The organism is uncultured Gimesia sp. (assembly GCF_937910335.1).
In the GTDB taxonomy this organism is placed as follows: domain Bacteria; phylum Planctomycetota; class Planctomycetia; order Planctomycetales; family Planctomycetaceae; genus Gimesia.
The window spans coordinates 12,658-35,307 of the sequence record NZ_CALEMX010000242.1 but is presented as its reverse complement, the minus strand read 5'-3'; the positions used below and the strand labels follow the sequence as shown (position 1 = coordinate 35,307).

19 protein-coding genes and 1 pseudogene are annotated in these 22,650 nt (G+C 47.0%); 8 read left to right on the top strand and 12 right to left on the bottom strand.

Annotation, left to right across the window (positions count from 1 at the left end; translation table 11 throughout):
* Nucleotides 1-721: pseudogene (locus Q0668_RS09790) on the top strand (lyase family protein); the annotation flags it as partial.
* Nucleotides 722-817: 96 nt separating this feature from the next.
* Here Q0668_RS09790 and Q0668_RS09785 read toward each other — a convergent pair.
* Together Q0668_RS09785 and Q0668_RS09780 are read right to left on the bottom strand one after the other, a co-directional pair.
* Nucleotides 818-2,266, bottom strand: coding sequence for a DUF1501 domain-containing protein (locus Q0668_RS09785; protein WP_298863562.1), 1,449 nt, complete (start codon nucleotides 2,264-2,266; stop codon nucleotides 818-820).
* Between the two features lie 5 nt (nucleotides 2,267-2,271).
* The gene (locus Q0668_RS09780) at nucleotides 2,272-4,665 is read right to left on the bottom strand and encodes a PSD1 and planctomycete cytochrome C domain-containing protein (protein WP_298863559.1); all 2,394 of its coding nucleotides are present in this window, start codon (nucleotides 4,663-4,665) and stop codon (nucleotides 2,272-2,274) included.
* Between the two features lie 378 nt (nucleotides 4,666-5,043).
* Between Q0668_RS09780 and Q0668_RS09775 the strand changes: the two genes are divergently transcribed.
* From Q0668_RS09775 to Q0668_RS09755, 5 genes are all read left to right on the top strand, one after another.
* Nucleotides 5,044-6,015 (top strand): threonine/serine dehydratase, encoded by a 972-nt coding sequence (locus Q0668_RS09775; RefSeq protein WP_298863556.1) that lies wholly within the window; start codon nucleotides 5,044-5,046, stop codon nucleotides 6,013-6,015.
* Nucleotides 6,016-6,205: 190 nt separating this feature from the next.
* Complete coding sequence (locus Q0668_RS09770; RefSeq protein WP_298863553.1) at nucleotides 6,206-6,973, top strand: SDR family oxidoreductase; 768 nt, start codon at nucleotides 6,206-6,208, stop codon at nucleotides 6,971-6,973.
* 99 nt (nucleotides 6,974-7,072) lie between these two features.
* On the top strand, nucleotides 7,073-7,837 hold the full coding sequence (locus Q0668_RS09765) for a DUF1080 domain-containing protein (protein ID WP_298863550.1): 765 nt from the start codon (nucleotides 7,073-7,075) through the stop codon (nucleotides 7,835-7,837).
* 77 nt (nucleotides 7,838-7,914) lie between these two features.
* Nucleotides 7,915-9,447 (top strand): xylulokinase, encoded by a 1,533-nt coding sequence (xylB, locus tag Q0668_RS09760; protein WP_298863547.1) that lies wholly within the window; start codon nucleotides 7,915-7,917, stop codon nucleotides 9,445-9,447.
* A 593-nt stretch (nucleotides 9,448-10,040) separates the two neighbouring features.
* On the top strand, nucleotides 10,041-11,201 hold the full coding sequence (locus tag Q0668_RS09755) for a sulfotransferase (protein WP_298863544.1): 1,161 nt from the start codon (nucleotides 10,041-10,043) through the stop codon (nucleotides 11,199-11,201).
* Nucleotides 11,202-11,271: 70 nt separating this feature from the next.
* On the opposite strand, the gene Q0668_RS09750 is transcribed toward Q0668_RS09755, so the two are convergent.
* The 4 genes from Q0668_RS09750 to Q0668_RS09735 form a co-directional block, all read right to left on the bottom strand.
* Complete coding sequence (locus tag Q0668_RS09750) at nucleotides 11,272-11,796, bottom strand: hypothetical protein (RefSeq protein WP_298863540.1); 525 nt, start codon at nucleotides 11,794-11,796, stop codon at nucleotides 11,272-11,274.
* Between the two features lie 314 nt (nucleotides 11,797-12,110).
* Nucleotides 12,111-13,031 carry a M28 family peptidase gene (locus Q0668_RS09745; protein WP_298863537.1) on the bottom strand — a complete coding sequence of 307 codons (921 nt, stop codon included), beginning with the start codon at nucleotides 13,029-13,031 and terminating at the stop codon, nucleotides 12,111-12,113.
* 108 nt (nucleotides 13,032-13,139) lie between these two features.
* Complete coding sequence (locus tag Q0668_RS09740; RefSeq protein WP_298863534.1) at nucleotides 13,140-13,937, bottom strand: sulfite exporter TauE/SafE family protein; 798 nt, start codon at nucleotides 13,935-13,937, stop codon at nucleotides 13,140-13,142.
* Between the two features lie 185 nt (nucleotides 13,938-14,122).
* Nucleotides 14,123-14,875 (bottom strand): DUF1614 domain-containing protein, encoded by a 753-nt coding sequence (locus tag Q0668_RS09735; protein WP_298863531.1) that lies wholly within the window; start codon nucleotides 14,873-14,875, stop codon nucleotides 14,123-14,125.
* A 229-nt stretch (nucleotides 14,876-15,104) separates the two neighbouring features.
* On the opposite strand from Q0668_RS09735, the gene aroC reads away from it, so the two are divergent.
* Both aroC and Q0668_RS09725 read left to right on the top strand, forming a co-directional pair.
* The gene (gene aroC / locus Q0668_RS09730; RefSeq protein ID WP_298863528.1) at nucleotides 15,105-16,253 is read left to right on the top strand and encodes a chorismate synthase; all 1,149 of its coding nucleotides are present in this window, start codon (nucleotides 15,105-15,107) and stop codon (nucleotides 16,251-16,253) included.
* A gap of 15 nt (nucleotides 16,254-16,268) precedes the next feature.
* Nucleotides 16,269-16,697, top strand: a complete 429-nt coding sequence (locus tag Q0668_RS09725) for a secondary thiamine-phosphate synthase enzyme YjbQ (RefSeq protein ID WP_298863525.1) — start codon at nucleotides 16,269-16,271, stop codon at nucleotides 16,695-16,697.
* 9 nt (nucleotides 16,698-16,706) lie between these two features.
* Here the strand turns inward: Q0668_RS09725 and Q0668_RS09720 are convergent, their stop codons facing one another.
* From Q0668_RS09720 to yacG, 6 genes are all read right to left on the bottom strand, one after another.
* Nucleotides 16,707-18,062, bottom strand: a complete 1,356-nt coding sequence (locus Q0668_RS09720) for a PQQ-binding-like beta-propeller repeat protein (RefSeq protein WP_298863522.1) — start codon at nucleotides 18,060-18,062, stop codon at nucleotides 16,707-16,709.
* A gap of 56 nt (nucleotides 18,063-18,118) precedes the next feature.
* Entirely contained in the window at nucleotides 18,119-18,889 is a 771-nt protein-coding gene (locus Q0668_RS09715) for a hypothetical protein (protein WP_298863519.1), read from the bottom strand.
* A 353-nt stretch (nucleotides 18,890-19,242) separates the two neighbouring features.
* A complete protein-coding gene (locus Q0668_RS09710) occupies nucleotides 19,243-20,574 on the bottom strand; it encodes a Gfo/Idh/MocA family oxidoreductase (RefSeq protein ID WP_298863516.1) in 1,332 nt (443 codons plus the stop codon).
* Nucleotides 20,575-20,715: 141 nt separating this feature from the next.
* Nucleotides 20,716-21,357 (bottom strand): gamma carbonic anhydrase family protein, encoded by a 642-nt coding sequence (locus tag Q0668_RS09705; RefSeq protein WP_298863513.1) that lies wholly within the window; start codon nucleotides 21,355-21,357, stop codon nucleotides 20,716-20,718.
* On the bottom strand, nucleotides 21,350-22,444 hold the full coding sequence (locus tag Q0668_RS09700) for a DMT family transporter (RefSeq protein WP_298863510.1): 1,095 nt from the start codon (nucleotides 22,442-22,444) through the stop codon (nucleotides 21,350-21,352). The genes Q0668_RS09705 and Q0668_RS09700 overlap by 8 nt, the downstream gene beginning before the upstream one ends.
* Complete coding sequence (gene yacG / locus Q0668_RS09695; RefSeq protein WP_298863508.1) at nucleotides 22,431-22,637, bottom strand: DNA gyrase inhibitor YacG; 207 nt, start codon at nucleotides 22,635-22,637, stop codon at nucleotides 22,431-22,433. The genes Q0668_RS09700 and yacG overlap by 14 nt, the downstream gene beginning before the upstream one ends.
* Between the last annotated feature and the right edge of the window lie 13 nt (nucleotides 22,638-22,650).

Genomic DNA, 22,650 nt, shown 5'->3' with positions numbered 1-22,650 from the left:
ACGCAAAGTCGATGCTCAGGTATTGTCGGCGTTGAGTGGCATTGGTCAATCGGCGCATAAAGCCGGCAATGATATTCGAATTTTACAAAACCGTAAGGAGCTGGAAGAACCGTTTGAAAAGAAACAAATTGGTTCTTCTGCAATGGCTTACAAACGGAATCCCATGCGATCCGAACGGATGTGTTCATTGGCCCGCTTTGCGATGAGTCTAACTTCCAATGCCGAAGATACCGCTGCAACACAATGGATGGAACGAACCTTGGACGACAGTGCCAATCGGCGCCTGTCCCTGCCTCAATCTTTTCTGGCAATCGACGCTGTTCTAATTCTGTATCGCAATATTGTCGATGGTATGGTCGTTTATCCCAAAGTCATCGAGAAACATTTGAACGAAGAGCTGCCCTTTATGGCGACCGAAGAATTTTTGATGGCCGGTGTAGCAGCGGGCGGTGATCGTCAGGATTTGCATGAACTCATCCGCGTTCACAGTCAGGCGGCTGGCGCAGAAGTGAAAGTACATGGCGGACAGAATGACCTGATCGAACGCCTGCAAAAAGATCCCGCATTCTCGAAATGTGACCTGAACAGTGCCCTCGATGCCAGGAAATATATCGGCCGTGCTCCCGAGCAGGTGGATGCATTTATCGCTGAAATTATTGAACCAGTCAGACAGCGCTATCAAAGCGATTTGGAACAGAGCGCGGAAGATCTCAAAGTGTAACCAGGACACAGAATGGCTTCCTGTGGCAGATTTAAATGAAGACGCCGCGACGATCAAGACCATCGGGGCGCCCTTCGGGGACTATATAGTGCCATACTACGTCAGAATTTTTTTGATTACATGTGCTTCTTCGACACCCGTGAGTCTGGTATCCAAGCCTTGGAATTCCACGCTGAATCGTTGATGATTGATTCCCAGCAGGTGCAGCATCGTTGCATGCAGATCTCGGACATTCACAATGTTCTCAACAGAATTATAGCCTAATTCGTCGGTTGCACCATGGGTTATTCCACCTTTTATCCCTCCCCCTGCCATCCACATCGAAAATCCTTTAATATGATGATCGCGGCCCGCGCCCCCTTTGCCTTGGAACATGGGAGTTCTGCCAAATTCACCACCCCAGATCACCAGTGTCTCATCGAGCATTCCACGTTTTTTGAGATCGTTGATTAACGCCCAGGTTGGCTTGTCTGTTAAACCACAACAGGTATTCATATAGCGAACTAGATCACCATGATGGTCCCATCCACGATGATAAAGATGAATAAATCTGGAACCTCGTTCGGCCAGTCGTCTTGCCAGCAGACAATTCGTGGCATAAGTTCCCGATCCTGGTTCAGCGCCATACATTTCCAGTGTCTGTTTCGATTCGCCGGAAAGATCCATTAATTCGGGAACCGAGGTTTGCATTTTGAATGCCATTTCATAGGCGGCGATGCGTGTGTCAATTTCCGGATTGGCCACGCGCTGGTTGCGGAACTGATCCAGTTTTTGAACCGTTTCAATCAGTTCTTTCTGTTGTTGTGCATTGATGCCAGCCGGATTCGTTAAATAATTTACCGGATCTCCCGTGGAGTTAAACTGCACTCCCTGATAGCGGCTGGGAAGAAAGCCGGTTCCCCATTGTCGTGAAGCAATCGGTTGGGGATTTCGTCCGCCCACACTAGTGAGTACAACGAAGCCGGGTAATTCTTCTGTTTCGCTGCCGAGACCATAGGTGATCCAGGAGCCCATCGAAGGTCGACCACTGATGATGGTTCCCGTATTCAGAAACGTATGCGCGGGATCATGATTGATTTGCTCGGTCACCATGGAGCGAATGATACAAATCTCATCCGCGATTTTTCCCGTCCAGGGGAGGAAGTCACTGATTTCCTGACCGCTCTGTCCGTACTTTCGAAATTTGGTCAAAGGTCCCTGGCATTTCAGTACTTTTCCCTGTAATTGCGCAATGGGTTGGCCTTTCGTGTAGCTTTCTGGAAATGGCTTCCCATCCATTTGTGCTAACTTGGGTTTATAGTCAAACGTCTCAAGATGTGTCGGGCCACCGGCCATACATAGGAAGATCACCCGCTTTGCTTTTGGCGCAAAATGCGGCAAGCCTGGCAGTCCTCCGACTGATGCCCCTTGTCGCTTCGATTGCGCCGTTGCGGTTTTTTCTCCGGACAATAAAGAACTGAGAGCGGCTGCTCCCAGCCCAACACCCGATTGAGACAGAAATGTGCGACGGTTTAAACCGATTTGTATCTGATTCCAATCATTCATAGCGTTTAATTCCTCGTCACCACTTCATTCAGATTCAACAATGCCCGTGTGACTTCCGTCCATGAGGCGATTTCAACCGCATCCAAATTCTGTTTCGTTTTTGCTAATCCGGAATTTGTGATCGCTTGAGCATCTTTGGGTTTTGATTGATAAACCCTGCGATTCGAATTTAATAATTTCATCAGCGCGTTTGATTCTATTTTTTCAGGAGCGCGGGAGGTTGCTTTGGAAAAAGCATACCGTATTTTCTCTGTATCAGATTTACCACCATTCTGCAAAACGTCTTCAGCGAACTTACGGGCTGCTTCGATGAATGTGGGATCATTCAACAAAGTCATCGCAGCAATCGGTGTATTTGATTGAGGTCGCTGTGCTGTACATTCTTCGCGGCTGGGCGCATCAAAGGCCTTCAACATGGGGTGTAGAAACTGTCGTTGCCAATGCACATACAACCCTCGACGCCATTGCCGTTCATCAGTATGTGAAACATATTTCCGCTTGGGAAAATTCAAGTGACGATAATAGCCCGCTGGTTGATAAGGCTTTACGCTTGGGCCACCAATGTCTGTCACTAGAAGTCCGCTGATGGCCAGCGCATTATCCCGAATCATTTCTGCAGGTAAACGAAAACGTGCCTGACGATTGAGCTTTTGATTGAACGGATCACGTTTTCGCTGTTCAGCAGATTCCAGTGAAGACTGGCGATAGGCCCGGCTCATTACGATGAACTTGACCATTTGTTTGACATCCCATTGATCTTCATAAAATTTCAAAGCCAATTGGTCCAGGAGTTCCTGATAATGCGGTGGTCCTCCCTGTCCTCCAAAATCATCCAGCACGGGAGCAATTCCACGACCGAAAAAGAGATACCAGAATCGATTGGCAAATACCCGAGCGGTCAACAAACCATATCCGTTTTTGTCTGATAACCAGTTTGCCAGATCAAGACGAGTTAAACGGCTGTGATCATTTTTTAAACTTCCCAGAAATTCAGGAATGGCGGGTTGAACAAGAGGACCGCTTTCATCAAGCCAGTTACCTCGCGGCAGAATTCGAATATCACGTGGTTTGATCGAGACGGTGATCATCGTTTTTGTTGCACTGCGATCTATAGCCGCACGCGTTTTTTTCAGTTTTTCCAACTCCTGCTTCAATCGCTTTTTATCTTTTTCAACCGTCGTTGACTTCAAAGCCAATTCAATGGTTTTCATATTTGATTCGATTTCAGAAATCTGTTTTATTTCTGAATCTTTATAGAGAAACATTTCGGGTGCGCGTACTGTCGGTATGCGATCGGAGCCGCGTCGCAGGTGCTGGTCTTCATCGATATCCGCAAAAAAGGAAACCAGCGAATAAAAATCCTTGATGGTATAGGGGTCATACTTGTGGTCATGACATTGACAACAACCCATGGTTGCCCCCATCCAGACACCGGAAAAATTTCGGATACGGTCGGCGGCGTAGATGGCCAGATATTCCTTTCGTTGTACTCCTCCCTCATGCGAAGTTTGCAGCACACGGTTATAACCGGTGGCGACTTTTTGTTGCAGCGTTGAGTTCGGTAATAAATCGCCCGCCAACTGCTCTCGGGTAAATTGATCGAAGGGCAGGTTCTCGTTAAATGCTCGAATGACATAATCGCGATAGGGAGAAATATGGTGATCCTGATCACCATGATAACCCACAGTATCAGCGAAACGGACGAGATCCAGCCAGTACATCGCCATCCGTTCTCCGTAATGAGGAGACGCCAGTAATCGATCCACAAGCTGTTCGTAAGACTGCCTGCTTTGATCTTTAACAAACTGATTCACTTCCTCTGGAGTAGGCGGAAGTCCCGTCAGGTCAAAACTGAGACGACGAATCAGAGTGATTTTATCTGCTTCCTCCGCTGGCTGAAGTTTTTGTTCCTCCAGACGGGCTAAAATAAAATGATCAATCCAGTTCAGAGGCCAGTTCTGATTCTTCACCTTCGGCACGGACGTTGACTGTGGCTTCAAATAGGCCCAGTGTTTAGACCAGGGGGCGCCCTCTTCAATCCATTGTTTAATCATTTGAATTTCAGATGGCTTGAGTGACTTTCCGGAATCGGCAGGTGGCATAACCAGATCGGGGTCGTTGCTGGTAATGCGCTCGAACAGCAGACTCTGATCAGGCTGCCCGGGACGAATAATCAATTCGGCTCCAGATGTTTTTTTAACACTCTCTTCAAGGTCCAGGCGTAAATCTGCTTCTCGATGTGTCGAATCAGGGCCGTGACATTGGAAGCAGTTTCGCGAAAGAATCGGACGGATATCACGATTGAAACTGACTTTTTTTTCTTCAGCGTCGGCCTGGTTCGGGAGAAGTAAAAAAACAACCAGCCCCATTCCAAAATGCCTGATCATTACCTGAGACATGAAAACTTGCCCTCAGCAGGGGATACGAGTGAAGTACCGGGGAAGACGTTGTCACAGCCCGGAATTCCTGGTACATCAAACGCATGAAACTCTGGTTTGGTGATACCAATCCGTAACGATTCGAGTTAACGGTAGCCAGACTACCAAAGTCTGGCAGGCAGGATCATCGTGATCGGTAGTGTGTTCTCTCACTGCAAACCTTTATTACAATGATAGCAGGCGTTTAGATCACACGCAACAATGGGATCTCCTGATTGATATTGAAATCGTGCGTTTCAGAACTTGACAAAGGATGATTTTATGACGAACTTCAACTTCAGTCGTGTGTCATTCCCAAAAGAATGTTCCCGTCCCAAATTTAAATGAGCCAGGTAAATCATGCAGCCCCCTACTTTTCAGGATGTACAGGAAGCCGTCACTCATGTTCGTCAGGTCTTATCCCCAACCCCGCTCTATGAATGGCCGGGTTTGAGTTTATTAACGGGCACGAAATTCTATTTAAAGCATGAAAACTACCAACCGGTGGGAGCATTTAAAGTCAGGGGGGGAATTAATCTGGTTGGCACGCTTTCAGAAGCAGAACGTCAGGCCGGAATCATGGGATGTTCGACGGGAAATCATGGCCAGTCTCTCGCGTATGCGGCTCGCAAGTTTGGTGTGAAATGTACGATCGTGGTTCCGAAAAATAATAACCCCGATAAAGTGCGCGCGATCAAATTACTAGGAGCAGAAATCATTGAACAGGGCGAAGACTTTGATGAAGCAAAACAGTATTTAGAGCAAGTGTTGGTTGATGGAAAAAGACGTTACGTGCATTCCGGAAACGAGCCTAAGCTGATTGCCGGCGTGGGGACTCAGGCGATTGAGATTTTTGAAAAGTTGAAAACACCCGATGTGATTGTTGTTCCAGTAGGCATGGGAAGTGGTGTCTGTGGAACAGGAATCGTTGCCAGACACTTGAATCCTTCAACCGAAATTATCGGCGTCGGAGCCGAGAATGCGCCAGCGAATCAGCTCTCATGGAAAGCAGGTTCGATGCAGACAACTGAGTCGGCTCTAACCTGGGCCGAAGGGGTCGCCACACGTTCATCCGCTGAACTGACTCAAGAAATTATGAAATCGGTCGTAGATGACTTTCTACTCGTCAGTGAAGATGAAATGCGTATCGCCGCCTATCATATTATGAAAGAAACTCACAATCTGGTCGAAGGGGCAGGTGCAGCAGCTCTGGCTGCAATCTTGAAAAATCAAGATCGGTTTCAAGGCAAAACCGTAGTTGCGGTCCTGAGTGGTGGCAATTTGAATCTGGCCGAACTTCCCGAAATATTACGTCTCGGATCGCAACTGTAATCACTGCTTGATGATCTCTTGCACAACGTCGGGAAAATAAAGCTCATTAATTTAATCAATGTCTGAGAATTCATTTCAGCGTTTGATTGGAATTCCCTCTCGGTAATTGTTACCGTAAATGGCTAACCAGAACAGGTATCTATCGTTGATTCCGACTCGGATTCAGTGGAATATCTCCATTGGGGGAAACATGAGATTTAAAGATCGTGCCGTGATTGTCACCGGCGGCAGTAAAGGGATTGGCGAAGGTTGCTCGCGCGTTTTTTGTGAAGAAGGCGGTCTGGTCGCAATTCTAGCGAGGGGCATTCACGCTGGCCAGAATTTAGCACGCGAATTGAATGAAAAAGGACCCGGCAGAGCCATATATATTCAATGCGATGTCGGCGATCATCAACAGATTTTATCTGCTGTCGAAATGGTGGTGGACCAATTTGGCAGACTGGATTGCATCATCAATAATGCGGGGGTACACCCGGCCGCGATGTCACTGGAAGAAACCAGCATCGAAGAGATGGAAGAGTTGATGCGCGTGAACTTTCTCAGCACGTTTGCCGGAGCGAAGTATGCATTACCTCATCTGCGCAAAACCAAAGGGACCATCATCAACATGTCGTCGATGACGGCTGTGTTAGGTCAACATCATTCGACCGCCTATTGTTCAACCAAAGGCGCTCAGGTCAGCTTTACGAAATCATTGGCCATTGAACTGGGGGAAGTCGGGGTTCGCGTGAATGCAATTTTGCCCAGTAACATCGATACTCCCCTGATGCGCGACTGGGCTGCCACCCTCCCGGATGCGGAGACCGCCTTGAAGCGAGTTGCTGATCTCCAGGTTTTTAAACGTATGGGAACGATTGAAGAAATGGGGCGATTGGCACTGTTTCTGGCGACGGAAGATTCCAGCTTTCTTACCGGTCAGGCGATCGAAGCCGAAGGCGGAGCTAGCCTGGATTATTAATCGTAAGGTGAAATACTTCTGAAGAGTACAGTTGAGAAAGACGGGCATCTCTTGATTCATACCCAAAATTATTTATAGCAAAAAGAACAGGATAATCTTATGAAAGTCTGGCGAAGCAAATTTCAATTTTTAGTGGCGATTGTTTTTCTGGGAACCGCTTATCACACCTATGGGAACCTGGTAGAAGAATACAAGAATGGTTTGATTTGGAAAGAGCCAACGATTGTCACAGCCAATCCAAACCAGGCACCTTCCGATGCGATTGTTTTGTTCAATGGAAAAAATCTGGATCAATGGAAAGACGGCGATCAATGGAAAATTCAGGACGGTTACGCAATTACCACCAATAAAAGCATCGAAACCAAGCAATCATTTGGTGACTGCCAGTTACATCTGGAATGGGCCACGCCAGAAAAAATTGAAGGCAGCGGGCAAGGCCGCGGAAATAGTGGTGTGTTTCTGATGGGGAAATACGAAGTCCAGATTCTTGATTCGTATGAAAACAAAACTTATTTTGATGGTCAGGCTGGATCGCTTTACAAGCAATATCCACCGATGGTTAATGCCTGCCGTAAACCAGGAGAATGGCAAACCTACGATATCATTTTTACGGCCCCCCGATTTAATGAGTATGGACAACTGGTAAAGTCTGCCTACATCACTGTGATTCAAAATGGTGTTGTTGTACAAAATCATTCGGAACTGCAAGGAAACACTTTCTATCATCAGCCACCGTTTTATACGGCTCATGCAGAGAAGCTACCGATCCAGCTTCAATTTCATAGAAACAAGACAAGGTTTCGCAATATTTGGGTTCGCGAAATTGCCGAGGTCCAACCCATCGGTTGTGTCTGTCCAGAGTGATCATTATCTTTTCGAGATAACTTCTTTTGCTGATCGCAGCGATTGATCTACTGACTAAAGGATGAGGGAAAACGAGTATGGCAGTCTTTCTGGGAGTGGATATAGGAACGAGTGGAACAAAAACATTGGCGATGCGAGAAGATGGAACCATTCTCGCTTCAGCGACCATCGAATATCCACTCTATAGCCCCCATCCAGGCTGGTCGGAACAGAATCCCGAAGACTGGTGGCAGGCGACGATCAAAAGTGTTCGCAAAGTATTGAAGGCAGGCAAGATTAAGCCTGTCGAAGTCAAAGGCATTGGGTTGAGCGGGCAGATGCACGGGAGTGTTTTTCTCGATAAAAAACACGAAGTGATTCGGCCTGCCCTGCTCTGGAATGATCAGCGAACGGCTGCGGAATGTGCAGAGATCGAGCAGCGTGCCGGCGGTCGGAAAAAATTGATCAGCATGGTGGCAAATCCAGCGTTAACAGGATTTACGGCTCCCAAAATACTCTGGCTGCGTAATCACGAGCCTCGGAACTTCGCGAAAACCGTTCAAGTGTTACTGCCTAAGGATTACATTCGATATCGATTGACGGGAGAATTTGCGACCGAAGTCAGTGATGCTTCAGGAACATTATTGCTGAATGTCAAACAGCGGAAATGGAGCCGAACTTTATTGAGCAAATTGGAACTGGATGCAGACTTGTTACCCGACGTTTATGAATCAGAAGACGTCAGTGGTCATGTAACAGAAGCTGCGGCCCGGCTGTTGGGGATTTCCAAAGGCGTGGCTGTTGTGGGTGGTGGTGGTGATCAGGCCGCTGGTGCTATCGGTAATGGAATTGTGAAAAAAGGAGTGATCTCAGCCACGATGGGAACCAGTGGTGTGGTATTTGCGCACAGTGATGAAGTACAGATTGATCCCGCAGGCCGCGTGCATACGTTCTGTCATGCAGTACGAGATAAGTGGCACGTAATGGGAGTTGTGCTCTCCGCCGGAGGTAGTCTGCAATGGTATCGCAATCAACTCTGCGAACAGCAGGTTGCCAGCGCCAAACGCCAGAAGGTAGATCCCTATCAACTGATTACTGACCAGGCAGCCGAAGCGCCCGCTGGAAGTGAAGGATTGTTTTTCCTCCCTTATCTGACAGGAGAGCGCACACCACATGCGGATCCCGATGCCCGCGCTGCCTGGATCGGGTTAAGTCTGAGGCATGGTCGTTCCCATTTGAGCAGGGCAGTTATTGAGGGAGCAACATACGCGATGCGCGATTCTTTAGAAATCATTCAGGACTTGAATATCCCCGTGAAAGAGATCCGACTTTCCGGGGGAGGGGCCAGAAGCCCGTTCTGGCGGCAGATCCAGGCCGACATTTACGGTCAAAAAGTAGTGACAATCAATGCCGAAGAGGGGCCCGCTTATGGGGTTGCTCTCCTGGCGGCAGCAGGAACCGGGGCTTATAAGGATGTGGTTGAAGCCTGTTCTGCTACGATTCGTGTTGTCGAGCGTACGAACGTAAACCCTAAACATAAAAAAGTATACAACCATTCTTACCCTGTGTTTCGTCAGCTCTATCAGTCACTCAAAGGTGATTTTCATTCGATTAGAGATTTGCTGGACTAGAGTCATGTCATTTTTTGGATTTTTTGGGGTGATCCCGATCACGGGAGAACAATAACGAGGCACGTAAACAACACTCTCGGCCCTCAACTCCAAGCTTGAAAAAGCACTAGGCTGGTGTTCACTCTTTGGTCTCTCAAATAAAAGAAGTGCCCTGATTCTCCCTCTCTGGATTTAAATAGAGGAACAGTACGATTCAAACAATTTCTGTCTTGTTAATTGTAGAATTAGGGGCAAACAGTTAATTTAGAGGTTATGGATACACGATTTCCAGAGTGTTGAATCTGCTCTATTTGGTCAATCCCGTTTAAGGGGCAAGAGTGGGTCCAGTCTTTCTCATGGGGTGTCGAAAGAAATTCATGAGAGGACCTTTGAACTATTCCTTGTTCAAATCAAGGTAAAATAGATCTTGAGGTGCAAAATCAACGAAATTGCCGTTCTCCAATATTGCCTGCCAGAATACAATCTCAGAAATAATTTATAGCACATACTTTACAATTCAGCTAAGTTGCATTGATCAACGCGTTCTCAGTACGGACATAATTTGATGCGCTACCCTCTGACTTGTGTTGAATAGAGTAGGACTGTCGTTTCAGATGACAAAAAGACAGGAAAATAAAACGGTATCTACCAAAGGGCCCTTTTGCGTCTGGTCTGGAATTGGATTCACAAATTTCATCAAACTGATGAGGCTGCGTCCCACAATTCGGTGGTCAGGCTTATCTCGTTTAATTTCTTCCGGGTTACTCAGTATTTCTAATTCCTGCTTCAGCTTATTAGAAAAATTGTTTTTCAGCCGTAAAGTCAATCGAACAAAATTGGAACCGCCCGTATTCATCATCGGACATTGGCGAAGTGGAACAACGCTTCTGCATAATCTGATGTCAATGGATAAGAAATTCATCTATCCTAATATGGGAGCGATGTTGTTTCCCTCTCACTTTCTTTTGACAGAATCCGTGCTGAAGCATGTGGTGAAATTGCTAATACCGAAACAACGTCCGATGGACAATATGCCCGTCGAATGGGATCTACCTCAGGAAGACGAGACATCTATCATGCTGCTGCATTTGATGTCGCCTTATCTTGCGATTGGCTTCAGCGATCAACCAGAAGTCTACGATCGTTACTATGAGTTAGATAAACTGACTCCCAGAGAAGAATCGATCTGGAAAAAAACGTTTTTGTATTTTCTGAAGAAAGTGACTTTCAAAGGCGGCGAAAACAAGCGCGTTTTATTAAAGTCTCCCACGCATACGTTTCGGATACCGTTTCTTCTCAAAATGTTTCCTGATGCCCAGTTCGTTTACATTTATCGAGACCCGTACAAAGTTTATAATTCAACACTTCATCTAAGAAAGACCATGTTTGGCGATAACGGCTTTGCTCCTCTTGATATGGAAAAATTAGAAGAGGATATGTCGAATATCTATCTCAGACATCTGGACGTTTATGAGCAAGATCGGAAAACGGTTCCGGAAGGCCAGTTACATGAGGTACGTTTTGAAGACCTCGAAGAAGATCCTGTGGATGAACTCAGAAAAGTTTACGAGCAACTGAATCTTCCTGGTTTTGATGATTTAGTAAAGAACATGCAGCCGTATTTGCAGGATCAAAAATCCTATAAACAGAACAAATACGAAATGGATGCTGCACAGGAAAAGAAAATCTACGAGCTCTACCAAAAAGCATTCGAGATGTTCGGCTATGACCGTTTACCATCGGATGAGTTATTAAAAGCGCGTGTTGCTTCCTAAGTAGCCTCATCAAACTGCTCACGCTGAAAAAAATGGTAAACAGAGCATAGAGAACTTAGACGGTACCTGATTACTGTTTTTGTTCCTCTTCCGGAGATGATTTCTTTTCATCTAAATTCTGTTTTTTATTCTTCAAGTCCATAATCTGTTTCTCCAGAAGTCGTTGTTGATCCTGGATTCGCGCGATCATTGCTGTGGACCTGACCCGAGACGCACTCATATCACCCATGGCGCTCAGGATGATCCAGAATGCGATCAGCAGTATTCCTCCCCAGTACACTCCGAATAATGCCGGATACATTTTCCAGGGCATATAGGGGGCATCGCCGATCACAATCAGAAAACCGATCAGAATCAACAGACTCGAAGTTTGCATCCGCCTGCGATATTGTTTCCCGAAAAATTGTAAATCGCTGTCGCCGATATCCGCATCATGTTGATGGTTAAACCAGGATGTCCGATGTAGTTGAATCAGCCCGGCACCAAATAAAACCAGGAAGGCTCCAACGATAATGCCCGGAATCGTATCTGTCACAATCTCTGCATCCTTGATCAGTGGTGGGGGAAATCCCTCTGAAGTATGAAATGTAACCAAGCCAATCTTCCCGTCCGTCGATTCTTAGTTTAACAAAATCAGTTTAAGATGAAACGTGTTTGATGATGTTTATTTTGGAGACGGACGCAGACTGGAAACATGGTGAAAATCCGACAATCAGTGATTTCTTTCTAATCAAACTTGAGCTGATTGGAATAAACGGAAATGTTGCGTTTGGGGAACATTCCCTCTCTTGACTCGTTGCGCTAAGAAGAACTTGTCTCTGGCTATTGGCGTCATGCGGAAATGAAGAGAAAAATGGCTCCGTAAATAACACCAGGGAGATTTAAGAGGCAGCTCCCTGGATTTCGCAATCAGGGCATATTCTGCAGCCAGTAAATGAGCACTTTTCCGACTTTTGCCAAGCTGGTGCCTGAACAGTTTCGAGGAATATCCCGTGTGGTGTGCCAGGCGGGGTAGTCAAAGTCGATAATATCACAAGTGGGAATGCGAGCAATTTCGTTCAAAGGCAAATGATCATCCCGAATTTCATATTTCGCCTGGGCAATAAATTGTCTGACGCCCGTCTTACGCGCTGCATTCCAGAGGCTCCGGGTCAATTGGGGGGCATATTTGAGACTGTTTTTTTCCATATAGATCGCAAGATTCTTGTCTGCAATCATATCAAGCAGAATCCCATACACATATTCAAAATCCCTGGTCTGCGTTTTGTATTGATTTGCAAAATATTTTGAACCAAGAAAATAAGGATCTTTTTCACGGTAGACGAGTTCTTCGCCATCAAAAAAAACAAAATCGACTCCATAACCATGACTGATTTTAAGATCGCGCATCACGTTTCCCAGTTCCATCAGGAAGGCGACACCGCTGGCACCATCATTGGCGCCAATAAAGAGACCTCGTGGTTGTGAACGATCTCGATCAGGAAATGGGCGTGTATCATAATGGCAGGCCAGGAGAATCCGTTTTTTTGCTTCCGGATACCAGCTGACAATCAAGTTGTTCATCCTCACGGGGGTTCCATTTGAGGGATGAGGGGCATCAAATGTCTGAAAATATACTTTTGCCTTTAATTCTCTGAAGTGTTCAGAAATAAGTTTTTGCTGCGCAGCCATCCCCGGGGAACCACTCACACGTGATTTGAGACGGCAGATTTTTTTCAGATAGCCATACGAACGCGCTGCATCAAATACAGGTTGGATAGCGGGTTCGGCTGCGATCACACACACGGGCGTTTTTACCACGAGCAGGAATATCAGAACCAGGAATTTCATCTTTTGCCTTCCTTGTCTCATATTGATACGCTTCCTTGATTACCTGCCAAGCAAAATGGTCTTGAATCAGAAAGGATTCAATCAATCAGATAAAATGTATTATATACGTTAAGTTAATAATAGTTTGATCGACAAACAAACAATAGCGATATAAAGCACTGCACGGATGAAAGGTTCCCCTTTTTTGACCGCCAGATTCGAGCCGATCCAGCCACCGATGGACATCCCCACCATCAAGATCAAACCGGTAGTCCAATAGATTCGGCCCTGCCAGGCAAAAATTCCGATGGCGGCTATGGTGTAAATGGCCACAATGAAAACTTTATGCATATTCGTACGTATCAAATCAATTTTCATGACACTATGCATGATGGCGATTAAGATAAAACCAACTCCCGCCTGAATAAACCCACCATAAAATCCCGCCAGTACCATCAAAAGATGCCCTGTCATTGTGTGAGGAATTCGAACGCCCGACGCATCTAGATCGAAATCATTTTGTTCTGTAATAGGATTTTTTTGTTCAACCTCAGGCTTTTTCTTTTTACGTTTGCCCAGGATCATTGTGACCAATACGCTCAGCATAACCACGGCTAAAACACGATTAAACCAGATGTTATTGAGTTTGGATCCCAGAAATGCACCCAGTAAAGTACCGGGTAGTGCGCAAAGCGCCAAAGAAAGACTGAGACGGAAGTCAGAAAAACCCTTGTTTCGGAAACCGACAATGGCTGTAACATTTTGCCCGAAAATGGCAACGCGCGCTGTCCCATTGGCGACTGCACCATCAAGACCTAGAAAAACCATTATCGGCATTACCAGCAATGAACCACCGCCCGCCAGTACATTTAAAATACCGGCTATACAACCGACGCCCGCCAATAATAGATTTTGCCACCATTCCAAGATCTGTTTTCCTCTCAATGGATTGATATCGTGTTCAGTTCGTCATCAGATGACTGAGGTTGGTTATTTCTTTACGTCTACAGAAAGTTTATAGGTTTTAGCAACAGAGTACCAATCGAATAATAATGAAATTTAAGTCGAACCCGTATTGGATCAGAATCAGTTGGAATCATCCTTAGTTCACCTCAGGCCAGAAGCGAGGCAATCATGCCGGATAAAACAATACCATCCCAGGTTCCCGCTCCCCCGATGCTGATTGACGCAGACTCCAGTTTTTTGAATTCTTTCCAGTGCATTAAGTCCGCGCCGATCAATGGTCCCGAGATCCCAATCACGAACGCAACAGGAGCGTAAAGCGGATGAAAGTGCACGCCCAAGTCTCCTGTGATTGGTCCAATGATCGCAAATCCAAACCACGTCGCTATCACAGCAGTCAGTGGCGGGATGAAGACCGGCATCGCAATTCCCATACCCGGGACCAGACGCGAAGCTCGATAGCAGATCGCTGTATTCAAACACATTCCCGTTAAAGTGACGAGGATGGGCGTGAGTCCACCAGCGATGATGAATCGCGACAGCCAGATCGCCAGGAAAACCGGAATCACACACCCTCCCAGATTGACGGCAATGATCGCTTCTTGTCTTAATCGTTGCATTTGTGGCATTAATTTCAGACCTGCCACGGATTCAAAGACAGGGACGTTTACCTCCCGGTCGAGAGGAAAACGGGATACAGGCAGATTGATCAAAGATCCGAAAATCATGCCAATCAAAACCAGAATCGCCGCTTGTGGACTGAGATGAAGATTTGTTAAAGCAGTTTCTGCCAGATCGACAAAGATTAAAGGCAGCAGACAACCCATAAAAATCATCAGACTCAGAATCATACAACCTGATAACTGGACGGTTTGGAATTGATTCTGTTGCGGGTCAGACAAGAGTGGACTTCTTTCCGTGAACCGTAATACGCGAAGGAGGGAATCGATACATTTAAACAGAGAAATTATTGGCTGGGATCACTTTTGAGACTCATTTTAACCAATGAAGAGCAATTCCTGCAGGTGCGAAGTGCGAATATTCGGAACAATTCCTACCTTCTCTGCGAATTCATCAACAGGACCCGCATGGAAAGGATGAAATTCCAGAACCTTCGGTTACAATCAGTGTATGGCAGGAAATTCTTTTGGACAAGCGTTTCGGATTACAACAGCAGGCGAAAGCCACGGTCCGGGCAATGTAGTGATTATTGATGGTATTCCTCCGGGGATTCCACTCAGCGTGGAAGATCTGCTCGTTGATCTGAACCGACGCAAACCGGGTCAAAGCAAGATTGTGACCCAGCGCAAAGAAGCGGACCACCCTGAAATTCTGGCAGGCGTTTTTGAAGGTGTCACCACGGGAACCAGCCTGGCAATCTTGATTCGAAATGAAGACCAGCGCAGCAAAGATTATAGCGACATCAAAGACAAGTACCGTCCCGGGCACGCAGATTACACCTACGATGCAAAATATGGATTTCGTGATTATCGAGGGGGTGGTCGATCAAGCGCGCGAGAAACAAACGTCCGCGTTGCCGCTGGCGTCGTTGCCAAGAAAATTCTGGAAGCCGGCTTTGGGGGACGCATTGTGGGATATGTGACTCAAGTCGGTCACTTGCAGGCACAAATATCTGATCCAGCTTCAATTACCGCTGATCAGGTTGAGCAGTTTTCCGATGGTAGTTTGAATCCGGTACGTTGTCCCGATCATCAAATGGCAACTCAGATGATTGAGTTTATTGATCAGGTGCGAAAAGAGGGCGATTCCATTGGTGGAGTGGCTGAAATTGTAGCCTGTCATGTGCCTGCCGGGCTAGGTGAACCGGTATTCGACAAATTGAAGGCGGATATTGCCAAAGCCCTATTCAGTATTCCTGCTGTTTTGGGTGTAGAATATGGTTCGGGTTTTGCGTGTGCCACAATGCGAGGCAGTCAGAATAATGATCACTTCATTGCCGAAGAAGATGCGGAGGAGGGTGGTCCCGTAATTACGACAGACTCCAATCGTCACGGCGGGAATCTGGGGGGCATTTCCACCGGGCAGCCACTCGTATTTCGCGCTGCAGTCAAACCAACCAGCAGCCTGCTGATCGAACAGCCCACAGTAACAAAACAAGGCCAGCCCACCACGATCAAAACAAAAGGCCGACATGACCCCTGTCTATTGCCCCGCTTTGTACCTATCGCGGAAGCGATGATCGCGATCACCCTGGCCGATCATTGGCTCCGGTGGCGAGCACAGTGTGAGGCAGCTCCCGATCGAACTCATCACGATTGAAGAGAGTGACCTGATATGGCATGGATACAAAAACAAATCCGATTACCGGCTTTCAATCGAGGTTTTCATCTCGTGACGCGAGAAGTGATCAGCGAATTGCCAGAGATATCGCAGATTGAAGTGGGAATCATGCATGTGTTTATCATGCATACGTCGGCTTCTTTGTCGATCAATGAAAATGCGGATCCCGATGTTCCCGTTGATCTCGAAATGGCTTTCAATACAATTGCCCCCGAATCGCTACCCTATGTGCATACCTGCGAAGGCCCTGATGACATGCCCGCCCACGTGAAAGCCTCGATGATTGGTAATTCGCTTTCCATTCCCATCAGCGGTGGCCGACTCTGCCTGGGAACCTGGCAAGGAATTTATCTCTGTGAACATCGCAATCGGGCCGGTGGGCGCAGGCTGGTAGTGACAATTCAAGGCGAGTCTTCACTGTAGAAATCAGGTTCAATTGTCCTGTTCACCAATACAATACAAGTGTCTGTCAGAGCGGATAAAGAGTTGTCCGCCACTGACCGCTGGAGTTGCGCTGAAGTCTTCATTATCATCGGTCAGACGATTCACAGAGAGTTGTTCCAGCTTGTCACTAGCCTTGATCACATATGTTTCACCTGATCGAGAAGTAAAATATATTTTACCATCAGCAATCACCGGTGAAGAATAGTCACTGCCACGAAATCCGCCTCTGCCTTGACGACCGCCAGATCGATTTCCCGCTTGTTCCTCACGTTCATCAGAAGCGACGGTATTTCCTGAATCCAGACGCCCGCGAAAGATGCGTTCGCCCGTCCTGGCATCGATACAGTTGGCAATGCCCTTGGAGAAGAAGTAAATCCGATTCTGGTAGATGACGGGCGTTTCAATCCGATTGGAATCGCGACCTGACCAGAGTACATGCGATTTGGTAACATCTCCTTTACCATTCGCACGTACGGCGATGGATCCACCGCCGCGCCCTTCAATTCCATAAACCACACCATTATGAGCAATCACACTGGAACAATACGTCTCGGTAGACATCGCTTCACAATACCATCGCAATTTGCCGGTGTTAGGATTCAAACTCCAAATTTCAAAAGGAACGCCGATGACCAAATCGGTTCGCTCGTCATTAATGGAAACCAAAATGGGGGTTCCCCAAGTCGCGTTGAAACCCGTGGATTCCTGACGCCAAACCTCTTTGCCAGTCACTTTATTCAGAGCGACAATCGCTTCACTTTCTGCCGTGGCAGTGACGATTAAGAGATCCTTATATAAAATGGGACTCGATGAAGAACCCCATCTACGAGGATCGAGCTCATCTCCAACGATGGTTTGCCAAAGCTGGTTGCCGTCGAAATCATAAGCGAGCGCTCCCGACTTTCCATAATAGACATACACGCGCTTGCCATCAGAGGTGGGTGTATGAGAAGCATATCCATGCTCAGCAAACATGCCGGTATAGGTGTCTTCAGGCAAAACCGGTTTGACCGATTTATCCCACAAGATTTTTCCCGACTTTCGATCCAAGCAAACTAAATGCCGTCTGAGATTTTTTTGATCGCCGGGATCACTCCGATTCATTCCATACCCCGACCAGCAGGTGATAAATACTTTATCACCCACAATGATCGGGCTGGAGGATCCGCGACCGGGTAGAGCCGCTTTCCATTTCAGGTTTTTCTGATCACTCCACTCTGCAGGTGTTGACTTTTTTTCATTAGAAACACCGGATCCATTTGGTCCACGAAAACGAGTCCATTCTGCCTGAACGCTTGAGTGAATCAAGATTAACAAAGCGAACACGGCTAATTTGGATTGCATATTGAAATCCTTGAAAATTAGATCCGAAGTGATACGAAAGTGACTACTTTGATTGTTTAATTTTCTGATTCAGGACGTTTGGGGCGATCCTTGCCAGATTCTCGCGTGCCGCGATCTCGGCCACCAGAACGATTGCGAGATTTAAAATTCTCAGCCATTTTGGTTAACTCTGCTTTATCGATTTCTTTATCTTTATTGGTATCAATTCGGTCAAACATGGACTGCATTCGTTCGGGAAGCTCTTCCTTTGTGAGCTTTCCATCTTTGTTTTTATCATTACTCATGATTTTTTCGACGAAGCTTGCTGCACTGAATCTTTCACGATTTTCAGGTCCACCAGGGCCACCGGGCCCGCGACGATCACCATCGCGATTCCCAGATTCTTCAGGACCACGCCGATCACCATCACGTCTACCTGGTTCGCCGGGACCACGCCGGTCGCCACCTCGTCTACCGAAATTAGGACGCAATTCATCTTCAGTTAGTTTTCCATTTTTATCTTTATCCAGTTTTTGAAGCGCAGCCGTTGCATTTTCTATTTCCTCTTTGGAAATCTCTCCATCTTTATTTGCATCTAATGCAACTATGATTGGAAACATCTTCATCATATCTGGACGACCACTTGGGCCGCCTCTTCCATCTCGTGGTGGACGACCATCACGATCACCACGCTCTCGATTTCCTCGGTCACGGTCACCACGCTCTCGATCTTGCTGTTCCGGTCGATCTCCTCGATTACCCTCTTTTGGGGGATCCGCTGTCACTATTGCGGTAGTACAGACGGCAAGAAAAGTCGTGCAGACAGAAAGAAAAGAAGTGAGTCGCATCAGAGTGTCTCCAGAAAGATAGGTTTAGGTTTGTAAGTGATTGCAAATAAAAGACTTAATGCCCGTGATGTCAAGTAGGAGCACTTGGTCTATTGAAAATCAAAAAAATCAACTTAACGTTGAATGGTCAGATCTATATGTTTCTAGTCCAAAATTATAACCATCAAACACTAGATACGAGTAAAGGTTTCGATAATCCACTCAATCTGAAAGAATTCTGATCTCATTCATATCATCCCAGGCTAGCTTATTGCGTTGAAACCCACTTCAAAAGCAAGCATTAATTGAAAAACGCTCACAGAACTCTGTGAGCGTTATAGGTTTGAATTCAATTATTTTTAAATCGCTCTCCGTTATTTGAAAGCCGTGATACCGGGCATGGCAACGGGGGCAACGGGTAATGGACCCCATTCATAGCTTGCAGGCGATAAATTTTCTGTGGAATTCATGGCCATTTCCCAGGTGATAGATTTACCCGTATAGGCTGCCATTCGTCCCATAATGGCGAGCATGGTACTCTTCGTCATGTAATCACCATTATTAAGTGCATTTCCAGAACGGATGCTTTTGAAGAATTCATCATGTTCGACCTGATACATGTTTTTGCTTTTCGGACGATGCTCCCAGGTCTTTTCCCCTTTGGTGTCATAGATACGATGCTTAAACACATCGACGCGCCCTTTCGTTCCAAACACATGATCAGAGACATCGACGGCACAACCATCCTGCTGACGACAGCGACTGAAGCCTTTCACACCATTTGCATATTCGTAAACAACGGCAAAGTGATCAAAGGTGTGGCCATAATCCTTGCTGATTCGAGTTTGTCGACCACCGGTTCCACTGCAGGAAATGGGAGCTTCATCTTTCATCGTCCAGGCCATTTTATCCAGGCTGTGAACGTGCTGTTCGGTATTAAAGTCACCTGAGAGCCAGGTGAAATAGAGCCAGTTTCTCATTTGCCATTCCATATCACTCCATTCCGGCTCCCGCTTGAACATCCATAAACCGCGTGTGTTATAGCTGCACTGAATGGCCATTACATCGCCGACTGACCCATCGTGAATCTGTTTAAATGTTTCCTGCATTCCCTGATGGTACCGCCAGCAGAGTCCTGAAACGATGGAGAGATTTTTTTCTTTGGCCAGTTTACAGGTTTCCAGAATGGAACGAACACCTGGAGCATCAACGGCTACCGGTTTTTCAGCGAATACATGCTTGCCTGCTTCGATGGCGGCCCGTAGTTGCATCGGGCGAAAGTGAGGAGGTGTGGTCAAGAGGACGACATCCACAGAGTCAATGACCTTCTGATAGGCATCAAAGCCAATGAATTTATGGTCGGCATCAACCTGCACCTGCTCGGCAACAGTGTTCTTTTTCAAGTTTTTGTAGCTCGATTCGAGATGATCGTAAAATGTATCTCCCATCGCTACCAGCTTGGCATTGGGGTCAGCAGCCAGGGCTTGCGCAGCAGCTCCAGTTCCTCGCCCCCCACAACCAACCAGGCCAACGCGAAGCGTATCTGTTCCACCTGCAAACAGACTGGATTGCAGTGCAGCCGACTGGGGCGTACTCGCAAAAGCGGCACCCGAAAAAGTAGAGGCAGCAGCCACTGCCGCTGATCCGGTTTTGATGAATTCACGACGCGTTGTTGAAGGAGAAGTCTTCGATGGTTTGGTATTCATGAAATGATCCTGAAGATAATTAGTTTCATTGAAATATCGAACCTTTAGGATACCACAGTCGAGAGACTATTTTCGAGGCAAAAAAGGGATCGAAAAGCAGGTTTTTGGAACGAATTCTGAACCAGTGGTCAGGTGCAATGACTATTCAATCGACAAGTTCTGAGAGAGCGCATCAATATGCAAACGTCCAAACCGTTGCAAACTGGCGGCTCCTAAATTGACATAATGTTGCCAGTTTGCCTTTAATCGTTCTTGCTGTTGAGCGGTAAGCACCTTAATCTGCCGCGCAGGACAGCCGGCCCACAGTGTATTGGGGGGAACATGAATACCTTCTCGTACCAAAGCACCCGCGGCAATCAAAGCGCCTTTGCCGATCACGCAACGACTGAGAACGGTGGCACCGATGGCGATCATGGCGTCATCTTCCACAATCGAACCATGTACAATTGCAGAATGCCCCAGGGTCACTCGATTTCCAAGAATGCAGGGATGTTCGTAATCTGTATGTAGTATGGATCCATCCTGCACGTTGGTCTCTTCGCCGACCTCAATGTATTCTAAATCACCTCGCAAGACGCACTGATGCCAAATGGAACTATGGGCTTTAAGCCGCACTCTGCCTGTGACGATGGCATCTGATGTGACCCAGGCGGTGGGATCGATGATAGGCTGACAATGCAGGGCATCCCAATCGCAGTCGATTTCCGGGTAAGGTAATTCCGGGGCGGCTGGTACGGAAGATGTAATGAGGGGCCATTCCGGTGAAGATTGTTCTTTATCCATTTGATTTGACCTCTTGTTGATTCACGTCCAGTGTGGATGGCTCAATTGTTGTACTATTCGGAATCGTCGGTCTCTTTTTTTCCATGAGAAAGAGACCGCCAATGGTGAGTGCCGTACCACTCAATAACCAGACCGTTAACTCTTCACCAAAACAGAGCACACCGGCAAAGGCGGCCATCGCAGTTTGGGAAGCATTCAATAAATTGACACGTGTGACAGTCAGATACTTCATTGCAGCACCGATGGAGAAAAATGCGACGGCATTCATGAGACCTGCCACCAACATAACCAGATACTGCCAGGCGGTCGTTTCCCACAAAATTGAAAAGCCAAGTCGATAGAAGGCTGTGCCTGTAAGGCATACTAAACCTGTCGTGCTGATCAAAACCAAAGTGGCTGAAATCGAAAGTTTCTCGCGGACAGAACCGCGTATCACTGCGCCACCGACACCGTATGCACAGCCGGCAAAACAGGCGACAAAGATGGTGAGAGCGACCGTCGCCATTGAGTTGGTATGGTGCTCCATATGTTCATAAACCGATTCTTCTGCTTGGTGAGCTCCCAGACTTAATAATACGATCGCAGCTGTTAAAACGACCATGGAAGCAAACATGCGTGACGTAATCGCTTCACTCAGAAAAATTCGTCCCAGCAAGGCACCTGTCGTCAGGAGTGTTGCGAAGCAAAGCGGTACGCTTAATGCCAGACCACCCAGACTAAGCGACCATTGAAACATGACATTACCTCCAAACTGCATTACCAGCCCGGTGAGGATGAACGGTATGATCAATCGCCGGGGAGGCAAAGATGGCAAGCCCTGTGAGCCGCGATAGGCTACCAGAACCCAACCAACGACGGTTGCCGGTATCGATTTCAATGCAGAAATCCAAATGGCCCAATCCACGTTGTTATCGGTGGCAGCTTCACGCAGTGCGATATTGGCGGCTGTATAGGCCAAAGCTGAGATCAGTCCAAAAATAGTCCCCCGTGCTACGGGAGAGAGGCCGGTATGGTGCGGGCTTTCCGAGTTTTCAGTTGAGGAGAGAGTAGGAGTGTTATTTGGTGAAGTCACGTTACTCGTCTTCACCCTCTTGCTCCAGACGTTGCAACTCGACCATGTGCGGGTCCAGTTCCTCAATGATTGCATAACGTCCTTCAGACCAGCGGAAAAAATCCACATCGCGACATTTTTTGCTGCAAAACGGAAACGCAGACTGGGCGTCATTCGCTTTTGCTGTGACGACCTTTCGACAAATAGGGCATGTTTGAGGCTGAATCATCGAACTCTCAGAC